This window comes from Streptomyces roseofulvus (assembly GCF_039534915.1).
GTDB classification, from domain to species: domain Bacteria; phylum Actinomycetota; class Actinomycetes; order Streptomycetales; family Streptomycetaceae; genus Streptomyces; species Streptomyces roseofulvus.
In genome coordinates this window covers 5281654-5302026 of sequence record NZ_BAAAWE010000001.1, presented here as the reverse complement: position 1 = coordinate 5302026, position 20373 = coordinate 5281654, and the positions used below count along the sequence as shown (strand labels likewise).

Genomic DNA, 20373 nt, shown 5'->3' with positions numbered 1-20373 from the left:
GGTGCGGTCCCCGGGCATGTGCCCGGGGTTCGTACGCGAGTGCATACCCACGCGGGGGCACCCACCAAGCGCTACGGATCATAACTATCCGTACCCGCGCATTGATCGGCGTACAGGCGCGCGAGGGGGCTCACAGCGCTACTTTCAGCCTTATGACCATGCCTCAGCAGTACTCGTCCGCCCCACCCGTGGGGCTCTCCTTCCCGCGTCTGCACGCCAGGACCCAGCGGTTCGGCCTGGGGGTGCCGCGCGGCTTCTCGGTCTCCCCGGACGGGGAGCGCGTCGTCTTCGTCCGCTCCGGCTCGGGCACCGACCGGACGCACCTGCTGTGGGTGCTCGACCTGCCGGCGGACGGCGGGGAGCCGGTGGAACGGGTCGTCGCGGAGCCGTCGGCGCTGCTCGCGGGGGCGGAGGAGGAGCTGTCCCCGGAGGAGCGGGCCCGGCGCGAGCGGAGCCGCGAGGGGTCGGCGGGGATCGTCGGGTACGCGGTGGACGCGACGGTCGAGCTGGCGGCGTTCGCCCTGTCCGGGCGGCTGTTCACGGCCGAGCTGCGGGCCGGGACGGCCCGCGAGCTCCCGGTGCCGGGGCCGGTGATCGACCCGCGGCCGTCGCCGGACGGGCGGCGGGTGGCGTACGTGTCGGGGGGCGCGCTGCGGGTGGTCGGAGCGGATGGTTCCGGTGACACGGAACTGGCGGTTCCGGAGGACGGGCACACGACCTACGGATTGGCCGAATTCATCGCCTCCGAGGAGATGGGCCGGGACCGCGGCTTCTGGTGGTCGCCGGAGTCGGACCGGCTCCTGGTGGCCCGCGCCGACGACCGCGCGGTGCGCCGCTGGTTCATCGCGGACCCGGCGCACCCGGAGCGCGAGCCCCAGCGGGTCGGCTACCCGGCGGCGGGCACGCCCAACGCGGAGGTGCGGCTCTTCCTGTACGGCCTCGACGGCTCCCGCACCGAGGTGGTGTGGGACCGGGAGCGGTTCCCGTACCTCGCGCGCGTGCACTGGTCCTCGGCGGGCGCGCCGCTGCTGCTGGTGCAGGCGCGGGACCAGCGCAGCGCGCGGGTGCTGGCGGTGGACACCGCGGCGGGCACCACCGCGACCGTGCGGGAGGAGGAGGATCCGGCCTGGCTGGAGCTGATCCCGGGGGTGCCGTGCTGGTCGCCGGACGGGCAGTTGGTGCGGGTCGGCGACGAGAGCGGGGCGCGGGCGCTGGCCGTGGGCGAGGAGCGGCTGACGGACGCCGCGCTGCACGTCCGGGCGGTGCTCGACGTGGGCGCGGACGACGTGCTGGTGACGGCGTCGGCGGGCGAGGCGGCGGCGGAGCCGGAGACCGGCGAGGCGCATGTGTACCGGGTGTCGGCCGGGGGCGTGGAGCGGGTCTCGGAGGGCGCGGGCTGGCACGGGGCGGTGCGCTGCGGCGCGGTGACCGTGCTGGTGTCCGCGCGGCCGGAGACGGCGGGCGCGGTGGCGCGGGTGCTGCGCGACGGGAAGCCGGTGGCGGTGGTGGGCTCGTCCGCGGTCGAACCGCCGCTGCGGGCCCGGCCGGTGTTCACGGAGGCGGGTGAGCGGCGGATCCCCTGCGCGGTGCTGCTGCCGTCCTGGTACGAGTCGGGGCAGGGGCCGCTGCCGGTGCTGATGGATCCGTACGGCGGTCCGCACGGGCCCCGGGTGGTGGCCGCGCACAACGCGCACCTGACCTCGCAGTGGTTCGCCGAGCAGGGCTTCGCCGTGGTGGTGGCGGACGGCCGGGGCACGCCGTGGCGGTCGCCGGCCTGGGAGAAGGCGGTGCTGCGGGACTTCGCGGTGACGCTGGAGGACCAGGTGGCGGCGGTACGGGCGCTGGCGGAGCGGTTCCCGCTGGACCTGGGCCGGGTGGCGGTGCGCGGCTGGTCGTTCGGCGGCTATCTGGCGGGGCTCGCGGCGCTGCGGCGGCCGGACGTCTTCCACGCGGCGGTGGTGGGGGCGCCGGTGACCGACTGGCGGCTGTACGACACCCACTACACCGAGCGGTACCTGGGCACGCCCGACGCGGATCCGGAGGTGTACGCGGCGCAGTCGCTGCTCACCGACGACGGTCTGGCGGCGCCGCAGGAGCCGGCCCGGCCGATGATGATCGTGCACGGGCTGGCGGACGACAACGTGGTGGTGGCGCACGCGCTGCGGCTGTCGTCGGCGCTGCTCGCGGCGGGCCGGCCGCACGAGGTGCTGCCGCTGTCGGGGGTGACGCACATGACCCCGCAGGAGCAGGTGGCGGAGAACCTGCTGCTGCTCCAGGTCGACTTCCTGAAGCGGTCGCTGGGCGGCTTCCCGGATCACCAGCCGGGCGGGCGCGGGTAGGGCGGCGGCGGGGTCGCCGCCGGGGCCCAGGGTGCGGGTGCGGCGTCGGGGGCGCCGCGCCCGGCCAGCAGGGCGAGGACGGCGGCCCCGGCGAGTGCCGCGTAGCCGGAGGTGGCGAGGCCGGGGACGTCGACCTCGGGGGCGGTGACGTACCAGACGTCGTAGTGGACGTGGACGCGGATCAGCCGGGCGACTTCGGCCAGGCCGTCGGCGAGCAGGAGGCCGCCGGCGAGGACGCCGAGGGGGCGGGTGTGACGGGCGGCGGCGAGGGCGGAGCCGGCGGCGGTCAGGTAGAGGCCGATCAGGACGAGCGCCAGCCAGCCGGGCGGGACGCCCAGCGCGGCGCCGAGGACGGACCGGCCGCCGGTGAAGCGGTCGACGGCGAACCGGGGGTCGACCCGGGTGATCCAGCGGACCTCCTGGACCAGCAGGACGAGGGCCGCGGCGATGAGCAGGAGGCCGGCGGCGACGGCCGGTCCGCGGCGGGGCCGGGTGGGGGTGCGCTCCTCGGGGGCGGCGGGCGGGCGGCGGCCGGCGAGGGCGGTGACGAGCAGCCCGGCGGCGAGGGCGAGTTCGGTCAGGGCGGTGACGAGGGGGCCGGTGCCGTGGGTCCAGAGGCCGGGCAGGCGGACGGCGAGGACGACGGCGCCGGTGGCGGCGAGCGCCCCGGCGGCGTGCCGGGAGCGCAGGGCGGCGAGGGCGGTGCCGGCGGCGGCGAGGCAGAGGACCGGGTCGAGCAGGGTGGTGGCCGCCCGGATCCGGGAGAGCCGGAAGCGGTCGCCGGCCCAGTACCAGAACAGGTCCTCGGGCGAGCCGAGGGCGGCGAGGTCGCGCAGGATCCAGACGAAGGGGACGAGGGCGAGCCCGGCGGCGAGCGCGGCCCCGGTGAGACGTGCCGGTCGTGTCACAGTCACGCGGCCGATACTCACGGTCAACGGCGGCCGAAACAAGCGGTTCCGGCCAAGGGGCGGGGCGGACGTGACGGAGTAACGGCCGGCGGGGCTCCGGGGAGCCCCGCCGGCCGACGGCACCCGCACGGCCGCACGTTCAGCAGGATCCGATATCCGTATATCGGATCCGATTCCCCTCGATTGCCGGGGTGTTAAAGGGTCTTCGGGCTGCCCGGCTCCTCGGGCCCCTCGGGCCGCTCCTCCGTCGCCCCCGCCTCGCGGGCGGCCTCCGCCGGGGCGGGGCCCTCCTCCAGCGGCTCGGGATGGGGCAGCGACTGCTCCGGCGGGACCACCTGCTTCTCCTCCGCGAAGTGGCAGGCGGAGTCGTGCTTGGCGGGGCTGTCGGTGAGGCGGAAGACGGCCGGGACGGCGAGCAGCGGGACCTCCAGCTCGCACCGCCGCTGCGCCTTCCAGCAGCGGGTGCGGAAGCGGCAGCCGGAGGGGATGTTGGCCGGGGAGGGCACGTCGCCGGTGAGGATGATCCGCTCGCGGTGGGCGCGGGCCTCGGGGTCCGGCACGGGCACGGCGGAGAGCAGCGCCTGGGTGTAGGGGTGGGTGGGGTGGTCGTAGATCTGGGCGTCGGTGCCGATCTCCACGATCCGGCCGAGGTACATGACGCCGACCCGGTCCGAGATGTGCCGCACGATCGACAGGTCGTGCGCGATGAAGACGTACGAGAGGGAGAACTCGGACTGGAGCCGGTCCAGCAGGTTGACGACCTGCGCCTGGACGGAGACGTCGAGGGCGGAGACCGGTTCGTCGGCGACGATGATCTCGGGCTGGAGCGCGAGGCCGCGGGCGATGCCGATGCGCTGGCGCTGGCCGCCGGAGAACTGGTGGGGGTAGCGGTTGATGTACTCGGGGTTGAGGCCGACGACGTCGAGGAGGTCCTGGACCTTGCGGCGCCGGTTCCCCTTGGGCGCGACCTCGGGGTGGATCTCGTACGGCTCGCCGATGATGTCGCCGACCGTCATGCGCGGGTTGAGCGAGGTGTACGGGTCCTGGAAGACCATCTGGATGTTGCGGCGGACGGCCTTGAGGGCGCGCGGGGACATCTTGGTGATGTCCTCGCCCTTGTACCTGATCGAACCGGACGTCGGCCGCTCCAGGTTGACCAGCATCTTCGCGACCGTCGACTTGCCGCAGCCGGACTCGCCGACGATGCCGAGGGTCTCGCCGGCGACGAGCTCGAAGTCGACGCCGTCGACCGCCCTGACCGCGCCGACCTGCTTCTTGAACAGGATGCCCCGGGTCAGCGGGTAGTGCTTGTGCAGGTCCCGGACCTCGAGAATCGCCTCAGCCATGGAGGCACTCCTTCCAGAAGTGGCAGGCGCTGGTGCGCGGGACGGGCGACTCGGTGACCTCGTACAGCGGGGGCACGTCGGTGCGGCAGACGTCCTGGGCCATCGGGCAGCGCGGGTTGAAGGCGCAGCCGGGCGGGATGGCGAGCAGGTTGGGCGGCAGGCCCTTGATCGCGTACAGCTCCTGGCCCTTCTGGTCCAGGCGCGGGATCGAGTCCAGCAGGCCGCGGGTGTAGGGGTGGGCGGGCGCCTTGTAGATCTCGTGGACGGGGGCCCGCTCGATGATCCGGCCCGCGTACATCACGGCGATCTTGTCGGCGACGTCGGCGACCACGCCGAGGTCGTGGGTGATGAGGATGAGGCCCATGTTGAGCTCGCGCTGGAGCTCGGCGAGCAGGTCCATGACCTGGGCCTGGACGGTGACGTCGAGGGCGGTGGTGGGCTCGTCGGCGATGATCAGCTCGGGTTCGAGGGCGAGCGCCATGGCGATCATGATGCGCTGGCGCATGCCGCCGGAGAACTGGTGGGGGTACTGGCCGACGCGTTCCTTGGCCGCGGGGATGCGGACCCGGTCCATCAGCTCGACCGCCCGGGTCCGGGCGTCCTTCCTGCTCATCCCCTTGTGGACGACGAACATCTCGCCGAGCTGCTCGCCGACGCTGAGGACGGGGTTGAGGGAGGACAGGGCGTCCTGGAAGATCATCGCCATCTTGGCGCCGCGGACCTTCCTGCGCTCCTCCTCCTTGAGCTTCAGCAGGTCCTGGCCCTGGAAGAGGATCTGGCCGCCGGTGATCTTCCCGGGAGGCATGTCGAGGATGCCCATGACGGCCTGGGCGGTGACGGACTTGCCGGAGCCGGACTCGCCGAGGACGGCGAGGGTCTCCCCCGCGTCCACGGAGTAGTCGACGCCGTTGACCGCCTTGGCCACCCCGTCCCTGGTGTGGAACTCCACGTGCAGGTCGCGCACTTCGAGCAGCATGGGTCCCTACCTCAGCTTCGGGTCGAGGGCGTCGCGGACGGCGTCGCCGAGCATGATGAAGGCGAGCACGGTGATGGCCAGCGCGCCGGAGGGCCAGAGCAGCATGTGCGGGGCGTTGCGGATGTACGGCGAGGCCGAGGAGATGTCGATGCCCCAGGAGACCGTCGGCGGCTTCAGGCCGACGCCGAGGAAGGACAGGGTCGCCTCCAGGGCGATGTAGGTGCCCAGCGCGATGGTGGCGACGACGATGACGGGCGCGACCGCGTTGGGCGTGATGTGCCGGAGCAGCATCCGGGAGTTGGAGGCGCCGAGCGCGCGGGCGGCCTGCACGTAGTCGTTCTGTTTGGCGGTGATCACCGAACCGCGGGCGATGCGGGAGAGCTGTGGCCAGCCGAGCAGCACCATGAAGCCGATGACGGGCCAGACGGTGTTGTTGCTGACGACGGAGAGCAGGACCAGGCCGCCGAGGATCACGGGGATGGCGAAGAAGATGTCGGTGAGGCGGGACAGGATGCCGTCCCAGGCCCCGCCGAAGAAGCCGGCGAGGCCGCCGAGGGTGGCGCCGAGGAGGGTCACGCCGAGGGTGGCCAGGACGCCGACCTCGATGGAGGCCCTGGCACCGTAGACGGTGCGGGTGTAGACGTCGCAGCCCTGTCCGTTGAACCCGAAGGGGTGGCCGGGCTGGGAGCCCTCCTGCGCCTTGGAGAGGTCGCAGTCGAGGGGGTCGCCGGAGGCGATCAGGGACGGCCAGATCGCGATGATCACCAGGAAGACGATGATCAGCCCGGAGATGATGAAGATCGGGTTGCGGCGCAGGTCGTGCCAGGCGTCGGACCAGAGGGAGCGGGGCTTCTCGTCGGGACCGGTGCCCTTCGGGCCGGCGGCTGATGGACGCTGCTCCAGGGTCTCGGCCTCGTCCATGGCCAGGTCGGTGGCGCCACCGGCGCCGGTGGCGGCGATGGCGCGGCCCTCTTCGAGGGGCTCGGTCGGCTCAGGCATAGCGAATCCTCGGGTCAAGGACGGCGTACAGGAGGTCCACCAGCAGGTTGGCCAGCAGGAAGATCAGGACGAGGATCGTCACGAAGCCGACCACGGTCTGGGTGTTCTGCCGGACGATGCCCTGGTAGAGCTGGTAGCCGACGCCGTGGATGTTGAAAATCCGTTCGGTGACGATGGCGCCGCCCATGAGCGCGCCGATGTCGGCGCCGATGAAGGTGACCACCGGGATGAGGCTGTTGCGCAGCAGGTGGCGGCCGATGACCCGGCGGCGCGGGAGGCCCTTGGCGACGGCGGTGCGGACGTAGTCGGCGCGCTTGTTCTCGGCGATCGAGGTGCGGGTGAGCCGGGTGACGTACGCGAGGGAGACGGAGGCGAGGACCAGGCCGGGGACGATCAGCTCGTCGAAGGGCGCCTCGGGCGAGACGGCCGGGTTGATCCAGCCCCACTTCACGCCGAGGAGCAGCTGGACGAGGAGGCCGGTGACGAAGGTGGGGATGGAGAGGACGACCAGGGTCAGCAGCAGGACGCCGGTGTCGACGGGCCGGCCGCGCTTGAGGCCGGTGAGCACGCCGAGGCTGATGCCGATGACGATCTCGAAGAGGATGGCGACGATGGTGAGCCGGATGGTGACCGGGAAGGCGCTGGCCATCAGCTCGGTGACGGGCTGCCCGTTGAAGGCGGTGCCGAAGTCGCCGGTGAAGACGTTGCCCATGTAGGTCAGGTATTGCTGCCAGACGGGCTTGTCGAGGCCGAACTCCTTCCTCAGCTGGGCGGCGGTCGCCGGGTCGCAGGCGCGGTCGCCGCAGAGTCCGGCGATGGGGTCGCCCATCACGTTCACCATCAGGAAGATCAACAGCGTGGCGCCGAAGAAGACCGGGATCATCTGCAGCAGCCGCCGGATCACGTATCGACCCATGAGGGACTCCGGGGGTTGGGAGAAGGCGTACGGCCCGGCGCGGGAGGGAGGGTCCGCGGGCCGGGCCGTACGGCGCCGTTGTGCTACGGCCTGCCAGACGGGTCAGTTGACCGTGATCGCGTCGTAGACGGGGACGCTGAAGGGGTTGAGGGCGACGTTCCCGACCCGCGTGGAGTAGCCGGCGCTGCCGTTCTGGTACCAGAGCGGGATGGCGCCCATGTCGTCGCGGAGGACTTCCTCGGCCTGCTGGAAGATCCCGACGGCCTTGCTGATGTCGGTCTCGGCGTTGGCCTGGTCCACCAGCTTGTCGAACTGCTCGCTGCTGTACTTGCCGTCGTTCGACGAGGCGTTGGTGTAGTACAGCGGCTGGAGGAAGTTCTGGATGAGCGGGTAGTCCATCTGCCAGCCGGCCCGGAAGGGCCCGGTCATCTTCTGGGTGGTGACCTGGTTGCGGTAGTCGGCGAAGGTGCCGATGGGGTTGCCGACGCAGGCCGTGTTGTTGCCGAGGGCCCGGTTGATGGAGTTGCAGACCGCGTCCACCCACTCCTTGTGGGAGCCGGTGTCGGCGTTGTACGAGATCTTCATCGTGCCGCCGGGGATGCCGCCGCCCTCGGCCACCAGCTTCTTCGCCTGCGCGGCGTCGTACTTGCAGAAGTCGCCGCAGACGTCCTTGTAGCCGCCCTCCTCGCCGAGGACCGGGGAGGTCCAGTCGACGGCGGGCGTGCGGGTCTTCTGGAAGATCGTCTCGGTGATCTGCTCCCGGTCGATGGCCATCGACAGGCCCTGGCGGAGCTTCTCCTGGCCCGGCTTGTTCCACGCGGGGTCGTAGAACGGGAAGGACAGGGTCTGGATGATGCCCGCCGGGGTGTTGATGTACCGGTCGCCGAGGTCGGCGGAGACGTTCTTGAGCTGGGCGGCGGGGACGTCGTCGACGAGGTCGAGGTTGCCGGCGATCAGGTCGGTGTACGCGGTGTTGTTGTCCGTGTAGACCTTGAGGGTGATGCCGCCGTTCTTCGCCTTGTCGTCGCCCGGGTAGTCGTCCCAGCGCTTGAGCTCCATCTGGGAGCCCTTGGCGTACGAGTCGATGGTGTACGGGCCGTTGCCGACGGGCTTCGCCAGCCAGCCGGCGTGGTCGTCGAAGAACGACTGCGGGAGCGGCGCGAAGGCCGCGTACCCGAGGGTGTCGGGCCAGGTCGAGAACTTCTGGGTGAGCTTGACCGTGAAGGTCTGGGGAGAGGTGACCTTGAGGCCGGACAGGGTCTCGGCGGTGGGCTCGCCCTTCTCGGGGTGGACCTGGTCGTAGCCCTCGATCTGGCCGAAGAAGAAGGCGTTCTTCTGGTTGTTCTTCAGGTTCGCGCCGTAGTTCCAGGCGTCGACGAAGGACTGGGCGGTGACCTTCTCGCCGTTGGAGAAGGTCCAGCCGTCCTTGACGGTGATGGTGAAGTTGGTCGAGTCGGTCGTCTCGATCTTCTCGGCGAGCATGTCCTTCGCCTCGCCGGTCTTCGGGTCGTACTGCTTGAGACCGCGGAAGATCATCGACAGCACCTTGCCGCCCTGGACCTCGTTGGTGTTCGCCGGCTCCAGCGGGTTCTGCGGGTCTCCCCACGAGGAACTCACGATGCCGTCGGCCCCTCCGCCGCCGCCACTGTCGTCACCGCCGCCGCAGGCGGTCGCCGCGAGGGCGACGGCGGTGGCCAGTGCGGCCCACTTGGCGTGCGTGGCTCCGCGCATGGAGTGCCTCCCGATTGTCCTGAGCGTGACTTAGGGCCCAATATCACCCGGTATTGACGGGAGTGCACTTTCACGGCGTCCAAGGGAGTGTGCCGTGACACGGAAAGGGCCCCCCGCACCCGGCGGGGGTGCGAGGGGCCCTGGTCCTTCGGGCCGTCACGGTCGGTCAGCCCGCGTGGACGACGTCCCGCTCCTCGGCGAAGTGGCACGCCGACTCGTGGGCCGCCAGGGTGTCCTGGCCGCGGAAGCGCTCCGGGATCGCGAGCACCGGCTGCTCCGTGGCGCACTTGTCCTGGGCCTTCCAGCACCGGGTGCGGAAGCGGCAGCCCGACGGCGGGTTGGCCGGCGAGGGCACGTCGCCCGTGAGGATGATGCGGTCGCGGTTGGCGCGGGCCTGCGGGTCCGGCACCGGCACCGCGGAGAGCAGCGCCTGGGTGTACGGGTGCGTGGGGTGGTCGTAGATCTCCTCGTCCGTACCGATCTCGGCGAGCTTGCCGAGGTACATGACGCCCACGCGGTCCGAGATGTGCCGGACGATCGACAGGTCGTGCGCGATGAAGATGTAGGACAGGTTGAACTCGTCCTGGAGCTTCTCCATCAGGTTGATGACCTGCGCCTGGACGGAGACGTCCAGGGCCGAGACCGGCTCGTCGCAGATGATGATCTCCGGGTTGAGCGCGAGGCCGCGGGCGATGCCGATGCGCTGGCGCTGACCGCCGGAGAACTGGTGCGGGTACCGGTTGATGTACTCCGGGTTCAGACCGACGACGTCGAGGAGCTCCTGCACCTTGCGGCGCCGGTCGCCCTTCGGGGCCACCTCGGGGTGGATGTCGAAGGTCTCGCCGATGATGTCGCCGACCGTCATGCGCGGGTTCAGCGAGGTGTACGGGTCCTGGAACACCATCTGGATGTTCCGGCGGACGGCCTTCAGCGCGCGGCCGGACAGCTTGGTGATGTCCTGGCCCTTGTAGAAGACCTCGCCCGCGGTGGCCCGCTCCAGGTTCATCAGGAGCTTGGCGACCGTGGACTTGCCACAGCCGGACTCGCCCACGATGCCGAGGGTCTCGCCCTGGTAGAGGTCGAAGGAGACCCCGTCCACGGCCTTGACCGCGCCGACCTGCTTCTTGAAGAGGATGCCCTGCGTCAGCGGGAAGTGCTTCTGCAGGTTGCGCACCTGGAGGATCGGCTCGCCGCGCTGGATCGGCGCGTCGAGAGCCGCCGCCACGGCCTCGTCGTTCTTGCTGAGGTCAGCCATGGATCGTCTCCTTCCAGAAGTGGCAGGCGCTCTTGCGGCCCGGCAGATCCGCGCCGTCCTGCTCGGTGACCGGCACCAGGGCCGGGATCTCCGTACGGCAGAGGTCGGTGGCCTTGGGGCAGCGCGGGTTGAAGGCGCAGCCGGTGGGGACCTTGAGCAGGTTCGGCGGGAGGCCCTTGATCGCGTAGAGCTCCTGGCCCTTCTGGTCCAGGCGCGGGATCGAGTCCAGCAGGCCGCGGGTGTACGGGTGCGCCGGGCGGGCGTACAGCTCGTGCACGGGCGCCTGCTCGACGATCCGGCCGGCGTACATGACGGCGATCTTGTCCGCGACGTCGGCGACGACGCCGAGGTCGTGGGTGATCAGGATCAGGCCCATGTTGTACTCGCGCTGGAGCTCCGCGAGGAGGTCCATGACCTGGGCCTGGACCGTCACGTCGAGAGCCGTGGTCGGCTCGTCGGCGATGATCAGGTCGGGCTCCAGGGCCAGCGCCATGGCGATCATGATGCGCTGGCGCATACCGCCGGAGAACATGTGGGGGTAGTCGCTGACCCGCGCCTTGGCGGCGGGGATCTTGACCTTGTCCATCAGTTCGATGGCCTTGAGCTTGGCGTCCTTCTTGGACAGGCCCTGGTGGACGCGGAACATCTCGCCGAGCTGGTAGCCGACGGAGAGGACCGGGTTCAGCGAGGAGAGCGCGTCCTGGAAGATCATCGCGATCTTGCGGCCGCGGATCTTCCGGCGCTCCTCGTCGGACATCTTGAGCATGTCCTCGCCGCGGAACAGGATCTCGCCCTGCGGGATCTTGCCGGGCGGCATGTCGAGGATGCCCATGATGGCCTGGGCGGTGACGGACTTGCCGGAGCCGGACTCGCCGAGGACGGCGAGGGTCTCGCCGGCGTCCACCGAGTAGTTGACGCCGTTGACCGCCTTGGCCACACCGTCACGGGTGTGGAACTCGACGTGCAGGTCCTTGACTTCGAGCAGCGGTCCGTTGTGCTCGCCGCTCTCTCGCGGCGCGGGGACGGACGCGGTCTTGTTCATGGTGCTCACGGTTTACGCCCTCCTCAGCGCAGCTTGGGGTCGAGGGCGTTGCGAACGGCTTCGCCGAGCATGATGAACGCCAGGACGGTGATGCTCAGCATGATCGACGGCCAGAGCAGGACGTGCGGAGCGACGCGGATCTGGTCGACCGCGGTGGAGACGTCGACGCCCCACGAGACGGTCGGCGAGGCGAGACCCAGGCCCAGGTAGGACAGGGTGGCCTCGGCCGAGATGTAGCCGCCGAGCGCGATGGTGGCGACGACGATCACGGGGGCCATGGCGTTCGGCAGGATGTGCCGGAAGAGGATCCGGGGGGTGCCGGCGCCGAGGGCCTTGGCCGCGTGGACGTAGTCGGCCTGCTTGACGGTGATCACGGCGCCGCGCATGACGCGGGCCATCTGGGTCCAGCCGAGGAAGGCCAGGGCCCCGACGACCACCCAGACGGTGCGCTCCGTGAAGGACTGCAGGACGACCATGGCACCGAGCAGGAACGGGATGCCGAAGAAGATGTCGGTGATCCGGGAGAGGACCGCGTCCCAGACGCCGCCGAAGTAGCCGGCGATCATGCCCATCAGACCGCCGACGACGGTGACGATGAGGGTGACGCAGATGCCGACGATGATCGAGGCACGGGTGCCGTGGATCAGGCGGGCGTACACGGAACGGCCCTGCTGGTCGTAGCCGAACCAGCCCTCGGAACCGATGTTGCCCAGCTCGGGCTTGCCCAGGAAGTGCTTCACGAGGTCACCCGTGGTGGGCGAGGCGCTGGTGAAGAGGCTCGGCCAGGCGGAGATCAGCAGCAGGAAGGCGATGAGCACCGACGAGACGAGGAAGTACGGGTTGCGGCGCAGGTCCGCCCAGGCGTCGCCCCAGAGGGAGCGGGCCTTCTCCGGCTTGGGCGCGCCCTTCGGCTCCGTCGCCGAGGGGGGTGCGACGGCGTCTTCGACGGCGGCGGTCTTGGTCACGTCAGGCATACCGGATCCTCGGGTCCAGGACCGCGTACAGCAGGTCGATGAGCAGGCTGGTGACGAGGTAGACGATCACCAGGACGGTGACGAGGCCGACCAGGGTGGTGCCCTCGCGCCGCGTGATCGACTCGGCGATGAGGCCGCCGACGCCCTTCACGTTGAAGATGCGCTCGGTGACGATCGCACCGCCCATGAGGGCGCCGATGTCGGTGCCGAGGAAGGTGACGACCGGGATCATCGAGTTGCGCATGAGGTGGACGCCGATGACCCGGCGCCTCGGCAGACCCTTGGCGATGGCCGTGCGCATGTAGTCGGCGCGCAGGTTCTCCGCCATGGAGGTGCGGGTGAGGCGGGCCACGTAGGCGAGTGAGAGACCACCGAGCACGACGGCCGGGGCGATCATCTCGGACCACAACTGGTCGTTGCTGACGTTCGGTTCGATCCAGCCCAGGTTGAACGCGAAGACCATCTTGATGAGGAAGCCGAGCACGAAGACCGGGATCGAGATGATCAGCAGGGTGAAGATCAGGATGGCGTTGTCGGCCAGGCGGCCGGCACGGAGGCCGGCGATGATGCCGAGGCCGATGCCGAAGATCAGCTCGAACGCGAAGGCCAGGGTGGCCAGCTGGAGCGTGACCGGGAACGCGTCGCCCAGCACCTCGGTCACGGGGCGATCGTTGCGGATCTGCGTCCCGAAGTCGAAGTGCAGGATGATGCCGGTCATGTAGTCCCAGTACTGCTTCCACAGTGGCTGGTCGAGACCGAGCTTGTGCCTGATCGCCTCGATGGTCGACGGGCTGGCGCCCTTGTCGCCGAACAGTCCGGCCACGGGGTCGCCGGGCAGGCTGTAGACCATGAGGAAGATCAGCAGGGTTGTCCCGAAGAAGACCGGGATCATCTGGAGCAGTCGTCGTGCGACATAGCGCCCCATCATGCCTCCGTTGAGATGTGACGGCCGCAGCCGACGGGCCCTCCCGCGGCATGGCTGCCCGGTTTCGGACAGCGTGATGCCACGGGAGGGCCCCCCAGCCACTGCGTAAGGCACCGAGACGGGACTTGACGATCCGCCAAGTCCCGTGACGGCATGCGGACTACGCTCGGGTGATTACTTCTTGACCTCGACGCCGGTCAGGATCGGGTCGCCGTCCTGGCCGTACGCCACGCCGGAGACCTTCTCCGAGTAGCCCGCGTTGACCTTGTAGTACCAGAGCGGGATGGACGGCATGTAGTTCACCAGGTCCTTCTCGATCGCCTGGTACTCCTTGACGGACTCCTCAAGGGTCTTGGCGGAGTCGGCCTTGGCGATCTTGGCGTCCAGCTCCTTGTTGGAGAAGCCGCCCTGGTTGCCGCCCGCACCCGTGCGGAACAGGTCCGAGATGAAGTTGGCGTTCACCGGGTAGTCGAGCACCCAGCCGGAGCGGTACAGGGACTTGACCTGCTGGTTCTTACGAGCCTGGAGGTCGGCCTGGAAGTCCGGCTTGCCGTCGCCGACGCACTCGACGCTGGTGGCCTGGGTGATGGAGTTGCAGACAGCCTCCACCCACTCCTTGTGACCGCCGTCGGCGTTGTACTGGATGGAGATCTTGTTGTTCGGGACGCCGCCGCCGGCCTTGATGAGCTCCTTGGCCTTGGCGGGGTCGAACTTGGTGACCTCGACCGCGTTCGGCTGGTAGCCGAGCACGCCCTGGGCGACCCAGCCGGTGGCGGGCTCGCGGGTGCCGTTGAGCACCGTCTTGGTGATCGTGGCGCGGTCGATGGCCATCGAGAGGCCCTGGATGACCTTCGGGTCGACCTGCTTCGGCTTCTTCCACTGGTCGGCGTAGAAGGCGACGGCGACCGTCTGGATCGCGGAGTACGGCTGGTCCACGGCGCGGTCGCCGAGGTCCGAGCGGTAGACCGGGAGGTCCTTCGGGGCGAGCTGGCGCAGGACGTCGACGTTGCCCGACTTCAGGTCCTCGTACGCGGCCTCGAGGGTGGTGTAGTTCTTGAAGACCACACCGCCGTTCTTCGCCTTGTTCGGGCCGGTGTAGCCGTCGTAACGGACGATCTCGATCTGCTTCTTGTGGTCCCAGCTCTTGAACTTGTAGGGACCGTTGCCGACCGGCTTCTGGCCGGCGGCCTCCGGGTCCTTGAAGAAGGACTCGGGGAGCGGGGCGAAGGAGATGTAGGCGAGCTTGTGGGCGAAGTACGGAACCGGCTTCGCGAGCTCGATGGTGAAGGTGTTCTCGTCGAGGACCTTCAGGCCGTCGAGGGTCTTGGAGGTGGGCTTGGCGCCCTCCGCCTCCGGGTGGACCTTCTCGAAGCCCTTGATGTCGGCGTACCAGGAGGCCAGGCCCTGGGCGTTCTCGACGTTGGCGTTCCAGTTCCACGCGTCCACGAAGGACTTGGCGGTGACCGGGGTGCCGTCGTGGAACTTCCAGCCCTTCTTGAGCTTGACGGTCCACAGCTTCGAGTCGGTGGTGGTGACCGACTCGGCGTTGATCATCTCGAGCGAGCCGTCGGCCTTGTAGTCGACCAGGGTCGAGAACAGGCCGGCCATGACGATGGAGCCGTTGGACTCCATGGTGTCACCGGTCAGCAGCGGCTTCTCCGGCTCGCCGACCTCGATCGAGAAGATGCCGTTCGGGTCGACCTTGCCCTTGGCGTCGTTGCCGCCTTCGCTCTTGCCCCCGCCACAGGCGGTCGCAGCCAGGGCGACGATGATCGCGCCCGTTACCCACTTGGCGCTCTTGGCACCGCGCATGGGTTTCCTCCTCATGAGTCCACTTGTCACTACAAGAAGGGCACTTCGAGACCTGCCGACACCCCTGACGGCGTTGATCCCCCGGTACCCCGAGTGTGCTCGTGAGTCGGCACTCCCCACAGTGCGTGACCCATTGACCCGAGCTCAATGGAGCCAACTATTAAGTACGTCCGGGCTGTAAACCACACTTAAGTGGTCTCGTTTTGACAACATCACCTAGGCCGCGAAGACCGAAATCCGGACAAACTGAGCACAGACAGACACCCCCGAAACGGACCGTTAACACACGTACCGGAGAGCGATGACCGGATTCCGGACGCCGGGCGGGGGCAATGCGTTTGACGAAAAGGGCCTGGCCACTCGCACATTGTGCGAGTGGCCAGGCCCTGCGTGTGAGATGCGGCTCAGCCGATCCCGGGGGTCGTCCGCCGGCCGTCGGGCCGGCGGCGCGACTCAGGCGTTCTTGGCGCGCGAGGCGGAGCGGGCGCGCTCCTTCTGGTCCAGGACGACCTTGCGGATGCGGACGGCCTCCGGGGTGACCTCGACGCACTCGTCGTCGCGGCAGAACTCCAGGGACTGCTCCAGGGAGAGCTTGCGCGGCGGGACGATCGCCTCGAACGAGTCGGCCGACGAGGACCGCATGTTCGTGAGCTTCTTCTCCTTGGTGATGTTCACGTCCATGTCGTCGGAGCGCGAGTTCTCGCCGACGATCATGCCCTCGTACACCTCGGTGCCGGGGTCGGTGAACAGGACGCCGCGCTCCTGCAGGTTGGTCATCGCGAAGGCGGTGACGGCACCCGCGCGGTCGGCCACCAGGGAGCCGTTGTTACGGGTCTGGAGCGGGCCGAACCACGGCTCGTGGCCCTCGTGGATCGAGTGCCCGATGCCGGTGCCGCGGGTCTGGGTCAGGAACTCGGTACGGAAGCCGATGAGACCGCGCGACGGGACGACGAACTCCATGCGGACCCAGCCGGAGCCGTGGTTCGACATGTTGTCCATGCGGCCCTTGCGGACGCCCATGAGCTGGGTGACGGCGCCCATGTGCTCCTCGGGGACGTCGACCGTGAGGCGCTCGACGGGCTCGTGGATCTTGCCGTCGACCTCCTTGGTGACGACCTGCGGCTTGCCGATGGTGAGCTCGAAGCCCTCGCGGCGCATCTGCTCGACCAGGATGGCGAGCGCGAGCTCACCGCGGCCCTGGACCTCCCAGGCGTCCGGGCGCTCGGTCTCCAGGACGCGGAGCGAGACGTTGCCGACGAGCTCGCGGTCCAGGCGGTCCTTCACCTGGCGGGCGGTGACCTTGCGGTCCTTCACGGCGGACTTGGCGTCGGCGCCCTTGCCGGTGCCGCCGCGGCCGACGAGCGGCGAGGTGTTGGTGCCGATGGTCATGGAGATGGCCGGCTGGTCGACCGTGATCAGCGGGAGCGCGATCGGGTTCTCCGGGTCGGCCAGGGTCTCGCCGATCATGATGTCCGGGATGCCGGCGACGGCGCAGATGTCACCGGGGCCGGCGACCTCGGCCGGCTTGCGGGTGAGCGCCTCGGTCATCATCAGCTCGGTGATGCGGACGTTGGAGATCGTGCCGTCCCGCTTGATCCACGCGACCGTCTGGCCCTTGCGCAGCTCGCCCTGCTCGACGCGGAGCAGCGCGATGCGGCCGAGGAAGTTGTCGGCGTCGAGGTTGGTGACGTGCGCCTGGAGCGGCGCCTCCTCGTCGTACGACGGGGCCGGGACGTGCTCCAGGATGGTGGAGAAGAACGGCTCCAGGTTGTCGGAGTCCTGCGGGACCGTGCCGTCCTCCGGCTTGGTCAGCGAGGCGACGCCGTCACGGCCGCACGCGTAGACGATCGGGAACTCGATCTGGTCCTCGTCGGCGTCCAGGTCGAGGAAGAGGTCGTAGGTCTCGTTGACGACCTCGTCGATCCGGGAGTCCGGGCGGTCCGTCTTGTTGATGCAGAGGATGACGGGCTTGCGCTGCTGGAGGGCCTTGCGCAGCACGAAGCGGGTCTGCGGGAGCGGACCCTCGGAGGCGTCCACCAGGAGGACGACGGCGTCGACCATCGACAGACCGCGCTCGACCTCGCCACCGAAGTCGGCGTGGCCGGGGGTGTCGATGATGTTGATCGTGATCGGGGCCCCGCCGTCCTTGGGGTGGTACTTCACCGCCGTGTTCTTGGCGAGGATCGTGATGCCCTTCTCACGCTCCAGGTCGTTCGAGTCCATCATGCGGTCGTCGAGCTGCTGGTGGGCGGCGAAGGCACCGGCCTGCTTGAGCATGGCGTCGACGATGGTCGTCTTGCCGTGGTCGACGTGGGCGACGATGGCGACGTTACGGATGTCGTGGCGCGTGGGCATGGGTGGCTTGCGCTTCTCTCGGATCGTGGGAATCGGCGTCAGTTCCTCTTACGCCCGCCGGGCGGACGCGCCACGGCTATGTCCTATGGTACGGGGCTGCCGTGCAAGGGGCTTCCCCGGATCGATCCGAGAGGGTCTACTGGGACGTTTCAGGGTGGGTCACAGGGTGTGGGGAAAGTCATGCCGCCCGGGTCAAGGGGCCGACGCGATCCTGCCCGCCGGGGTCACCGGCGGGCAAGGAACTTGAGCTGCTTCTGAGGTTGTGACCTGTGGTTTCAGCGATTCGACGGGCTACCCTTGGCAGTTTCGCTCTTCTTGAAACCGATGTCCTGGTACTGCGGGGCGGCGAAGCCCCAGGCGCCGGCGTTCACCACGTCCTTCCTGGCCGCCACCAGCTGGGGGCGCTGGTACAGCGGGATGGAGCCGGCCGCGGCCCAGATCCGGGCGTCGGCCTGGCGGATCAGCTCGCCCGCCTCCTCCTCGTCGAGGGTGGCGGCCGCCTGGTCGAAGAGCTGGTCGATCCGGTCGGTGCCGACCCGCGAGTAGTTCTGCTCGACCAGCAGGGAGCCGTCCGAGGCGGGCTCGGGCTTGGCGAAGATCGGCCGGGCGTCGGTCGCCGGGTAGGCGGAGGCGGGCCAGGAGTAGAGGGCCAGGTCGTAGTCGCCGGAGGCGATGTGGTCCTTGAAGAAGCTCTCGTCCGAGACCTTGGTGATCTCGGTACGGATCCCGACCGCGTCGAGCATCCGGACGATCCGGTCGCCGACCGCCCGCAGCGTCTCCGAGCCGGGTCCGGAGGGCAGGACGAAGCGGAGGCTGAGGGCCTTGCCGTCCTTGCCGAGGGCCTGGGAGGCGGCGGGGACGGCGGCCGGGGCGGCGCTGCCCATGGGGGCGTAGGCGCCGGCGACGCCCTTGTCGGGCTTGCCGTTGCCGGGCTGGGCGGCGGCGCGGGCGCCGGTGTCGAGGGCCTCGGCGCGGGCGAGGAGGGCGGCGCTCTCCCGGGCGGCGGCGGGGGCGGGGGCGAGGACGCGGGTGCTCTCGGGGCCGCCGGGGCCGATCCGGGGGGCGGCGGGGAGTTCGCCGGGCTTGTCGTCGCCGACGATGTAGAGGCCGTCGTCGGAGGCGGTGTCGCCGCTCTCCGCCTTCTTCTTGGCGTCGGCCTCGGGCTCCCCGGCCTTCTTGCCGGTCTTCTTCTCCGCCTCGGAGCCGGCCTCGGTGCCGGCCGGCTTCTTCTGGGCGCCGCCGGGGACCCAGCCGGCGTCGGCGAGGAGCGCGCGGGCCTCCTTGGTGTCCTGGTCGCCGAGGGCGTCGCTGCTGTCGGCGTAGGCGGCCTGGCCGGCCAGGGCGAGGTGGCTGCCGGGCGGCTCGGCCGGGAGGCCGAGCGGCTTGAGCACGGATTCGGCCAGCTCCCGGCGGTCGATGGCGCGGGCGACCGCGCGGCGGACCCGCTCGTCGGCGAGCGGCCCGGACTCGCCGTTGAGGGAGAGCTGGGTGTAGGCGGGCTCCAGGGACTTGCGGACGACGTAGCCGGCGAGGGTGTCCTGGGCCTTGGCGTAGCGGGCGACGGCGGCCTGGTTCTCGGCGCGGGCGGCCCTGACCTCCTCGGCCAGTTCCTCGTCGGAGCCGTGGGCGAGCGCCCAGGAGCCGAGGGCCTTGCCGGGGGTGATCGCGGAGCCGGGGCCGTGCAGCCGGGCGGCCTGGGCGCCGCTGCGGCCGGCGTCGGCGTCCTTGAGGGCGAGGGCGATCCGCTCGGCGGTGGACCGGTCGATCTCGGCCAGGTCGAGCTTCCCGCTCGCCAGGGCGGCCTCGCGGCCGGAGCGCGGGACGGCCCGCAGGACGAGGCTGTCGAGCTTGGCGGGCTGCCCCCACCAGCGGGGGTTCCGGGCGAGGGTGAGGTCGCCGGTCTTCCGGTCCACCTTGCTCAGCAGGAACGGTCCTGCGGTGGCCTTGAGGGTGGTGCGGGCCCCGTCGTTGAAGGAGTTCGGGGAGCCCATCACCTGCTTGGGGTAGAGGGGGGTGAAGAGGGAGCGCCAGTCGGCGTAGGGCTTGGCGAAGGTGACCCGGACCTCCAGGTCGTTCTTGCCCTTCTCGATCTTCTCGATCCGCTCGTAGCCGGCGTTCCTGGCCGTCCAGTAGGCGGTGTCGCGGCCGCTGAGGGCGCGCCACTGGGCGACGAAGTCGGCGGCGCCGATCTCCCGCCCGTCGCTCCAGACGGCCTGCTGGTTGAGCTTGTAGAGGACGACCTGGCGGGGCTCGGTCTCGACGACCTCGGCGGTCTCCAGGTAGTCCGGGTTGAGCCGGGGCCGGCCGCGCTCGTCCAGGGTGTGCAGGGCCGGCAGGACGGCGCCCGCGACGCGGCCGGTGGTGGCGTCGGCGTCGGCCTGGAAGGCGTTGAAGGTGGCCGGCAGGGCGTCCACCGCCCAGCGCAGGGTGCCGCCGTCGTCGACCATGGCGCGCGCGGTGGGCGCGTTGTCCTGGGCGGCGGCCGGGGCGGCGTCGGCGTCGTCGTCGGAGCTGCATCCGGCGAGGACGGTGACGGCGAGGACCGCGCTGGTGAGGGTGGCGACGGAGCGGAGGGTCCGGGAGCGGGGGCTCCTGGACGGACCGGCCCATGTCCTCCCCTGGGGGGCGCCGACCTGGGACATGCTTTTACCCCTTCGTCCGTTTTTGTGCCATTTGGAGATGATCAGACCTATTGGTCATCCCACTGAACGGCACCCGGCGGACGAGGCCCCGCCGACACGGCGAGCGGCCCGGCAAACCCACTCGTGCGGCCCAACGCCGGGCCGCCGGACCGG

The 20373-nt window shown here is 70.1% G+C and carries 14 protein-coding genes; 1 reads left to right on the top strand and 13 read right to left on the bottom strand.

What is annotated here, in order from left to right:
* Window positions 1-152: 152 nt before the first annotated feature.
* Window positions 153-2339: a S9 family peptidase gene (locus ABFY03_RS24650; RefSeq protein WP_319012417.1), complete on the top strand. Its 2187-nt coding sequence runs from the start codon at window positions 153-155 to the stop codon at window positions 2337-2339.
* Here ABFY03_RS24650 and ABFY03_RS24645 read toward each other — a convergent pair.
* From ABFY03_RS24645 to ABFY03_RS24585, 13 genes are all read right to left on the bottom strand, one after another.
* Window positions 2315-3253: a hypothetical protein gene (locus ABFY03_RS24645; protein WP_319012416.1), complete on the bottom strand. Its 939-nt coding sequence runs from the start codon at window positions 3251-3253 to the stop codon at window positions 2315-2317. The two genes, ABFY03_RS24650 and ABFY03_RS24645, sit on opposite strands and share 25 nt — an antisense overlap.
* A gap of 188 nt (window positions 3254-3441) precedes the next feature.
* Window positions 3442-4593: an ABC transporter ATP-binding protein gene (locus ABFY03_RS24640; protein ID WP_346170867.1), complete on the bottom strand. Its 1152-nt coding sequence runs from the start codon at window positions 4591-4593 to the stop codon at window positions 3442-3444.
* On the bottom strand, window positions 4586-5569 hold the full coding sequence (locus tag ABFY03_RS24635; RefSeq protein WP_319012414.1) for an ABC transporter ATP-binding protein: 984 nt from the start codon (window positions 5567-5569) through the stop codon (window positions 4586-4588). Before ABFY03_RS24635 ends, ABFY03_RS24640 begins: the two co-directional genes overlap by 8 nt.
* Window positions 5570-5575: 6 nt before the next feature.
* A complete protein-coding gene (locus ABFY03_RS24630; protein WP_319012413.1) occupies window positions 5576-6568 on the bottom strand; it encodes an ABC transporter permease in 993 nt (330 codons plus the stop codon).
* Entirely contained in the window at window positions 6561-7484 is a 924-nt protein-coding gene (locus ABFY03_RS24625; RefSeq protein WP_319012412.1) for an ABC transporter permease, read from the bottom strand. The genes ABFY03_RS24630 and ABFY03_RS24625 overlap by 8 nt, the downstream gene beginning before the upstream one ends.
* 102 nt (window positions 7485-7586) lie before the next feature.
* Window positions 7587-9215, bottom strand: a complete 1629-nt coding sequence (locus tag ABFY03_RS24620) for a peptide ABC transporter substrate-binding protein (RefSeq protein ID WP_319012411.1) — start codon at window positions 9213-9215, stop codon at window positions 7587-7589.
* A gap of 166 nt (window positions 9216-9381) precedes the next feature.
* Window positions 9382-10470 (bottom strand): ABC transporter ATP-binding protein, encoded by a 1089-nt coding sequence (locus ABFY03_RS24615; RefSeq protein WP_319012410.1) that lies wholly within the window; start codon window positions 10468-10470, stop codon window positions 9382-9384.
* Window positions 10463-11512, bottom strand: a complete 1050-nt coding sequence (locus ABFY03_RS24610; protein ID WP_386723658.1) for an ABC transporter ATP-binding protein — start codon at window positions 11510-11512, stop codon at window positions 10463-10465. The genes ABFY03_RS24615 and ABFY03_RS24610 overlap by 8 nt, the downstream gene beginning before the upstream one ends.
* A gap of 23 nt (window positions 11513-11535) precedes the next feature.
* Entirely contained in the window at window positions 11536-12486 is a 951-nt protein-coding gene (locus tag ABFY03_RS24605; protein WP_319012408.1) for an ABC transporter permease, read from the bottom strand.
* Window positions 12479-13411 carry an ABC transporter permease gene (locus ABFY03_RS24600; RefSeq protein ID WP_319012455.1) on the bottom strand — a complete coding sequence of 311 codons (933 nt, stop codon included), beginning with the start codon at window positions 13409-13411 and terminating at the stop codon, window positions 12479-12481. The genes ABFY03_RS24605 and ABFY03_RS24600 overlap by 8 nt, the downstream gene beginning before the upstream one ends.
* A 174-nt stretch (window positions 13412-13585) precedes the next feature.
* Window positions 13586-15223 (bottom strand): peptide ABC transporter substrate-binding protein, encoded by a 1638-nt coding sequence (locus ABFY03_RS24595; RefSeq protein ID WP_319012407.1) that lies wholly within the window; start codon window positions 15221-15223, stop codon window positions 13586-13588.
* A gap of 453 nt (window positions 15224-15676) precedes the next feature.
* A complete protein-coding gene (gene typA, locus ABFY03_RS24590; RefSeq protein ID WP_346170866.1) occupies window positions 15677-17578 on the bottom strand; it encodes a translational GTPase TypA in 1902 nt (633 codons plus the stop codon).
* Window positions 17579-17853: 275 nt separating this feature from the next.
* Window positions 17854-20220 carry an ABC transporter family substrate-binding protein gene (locus tag ABFY03_RS24585; RefSeq protein ID WP_346170865.1) on the bottom strand — a complete coding sequence of 789 codons (2367 nt, stop codon included), beginning with the start codon at window positions 20218-20220 and terminating at the stop codon, window positions 17854-17856.
* Window positions 20221-20373: the final 153 nt, after the last annotated feature.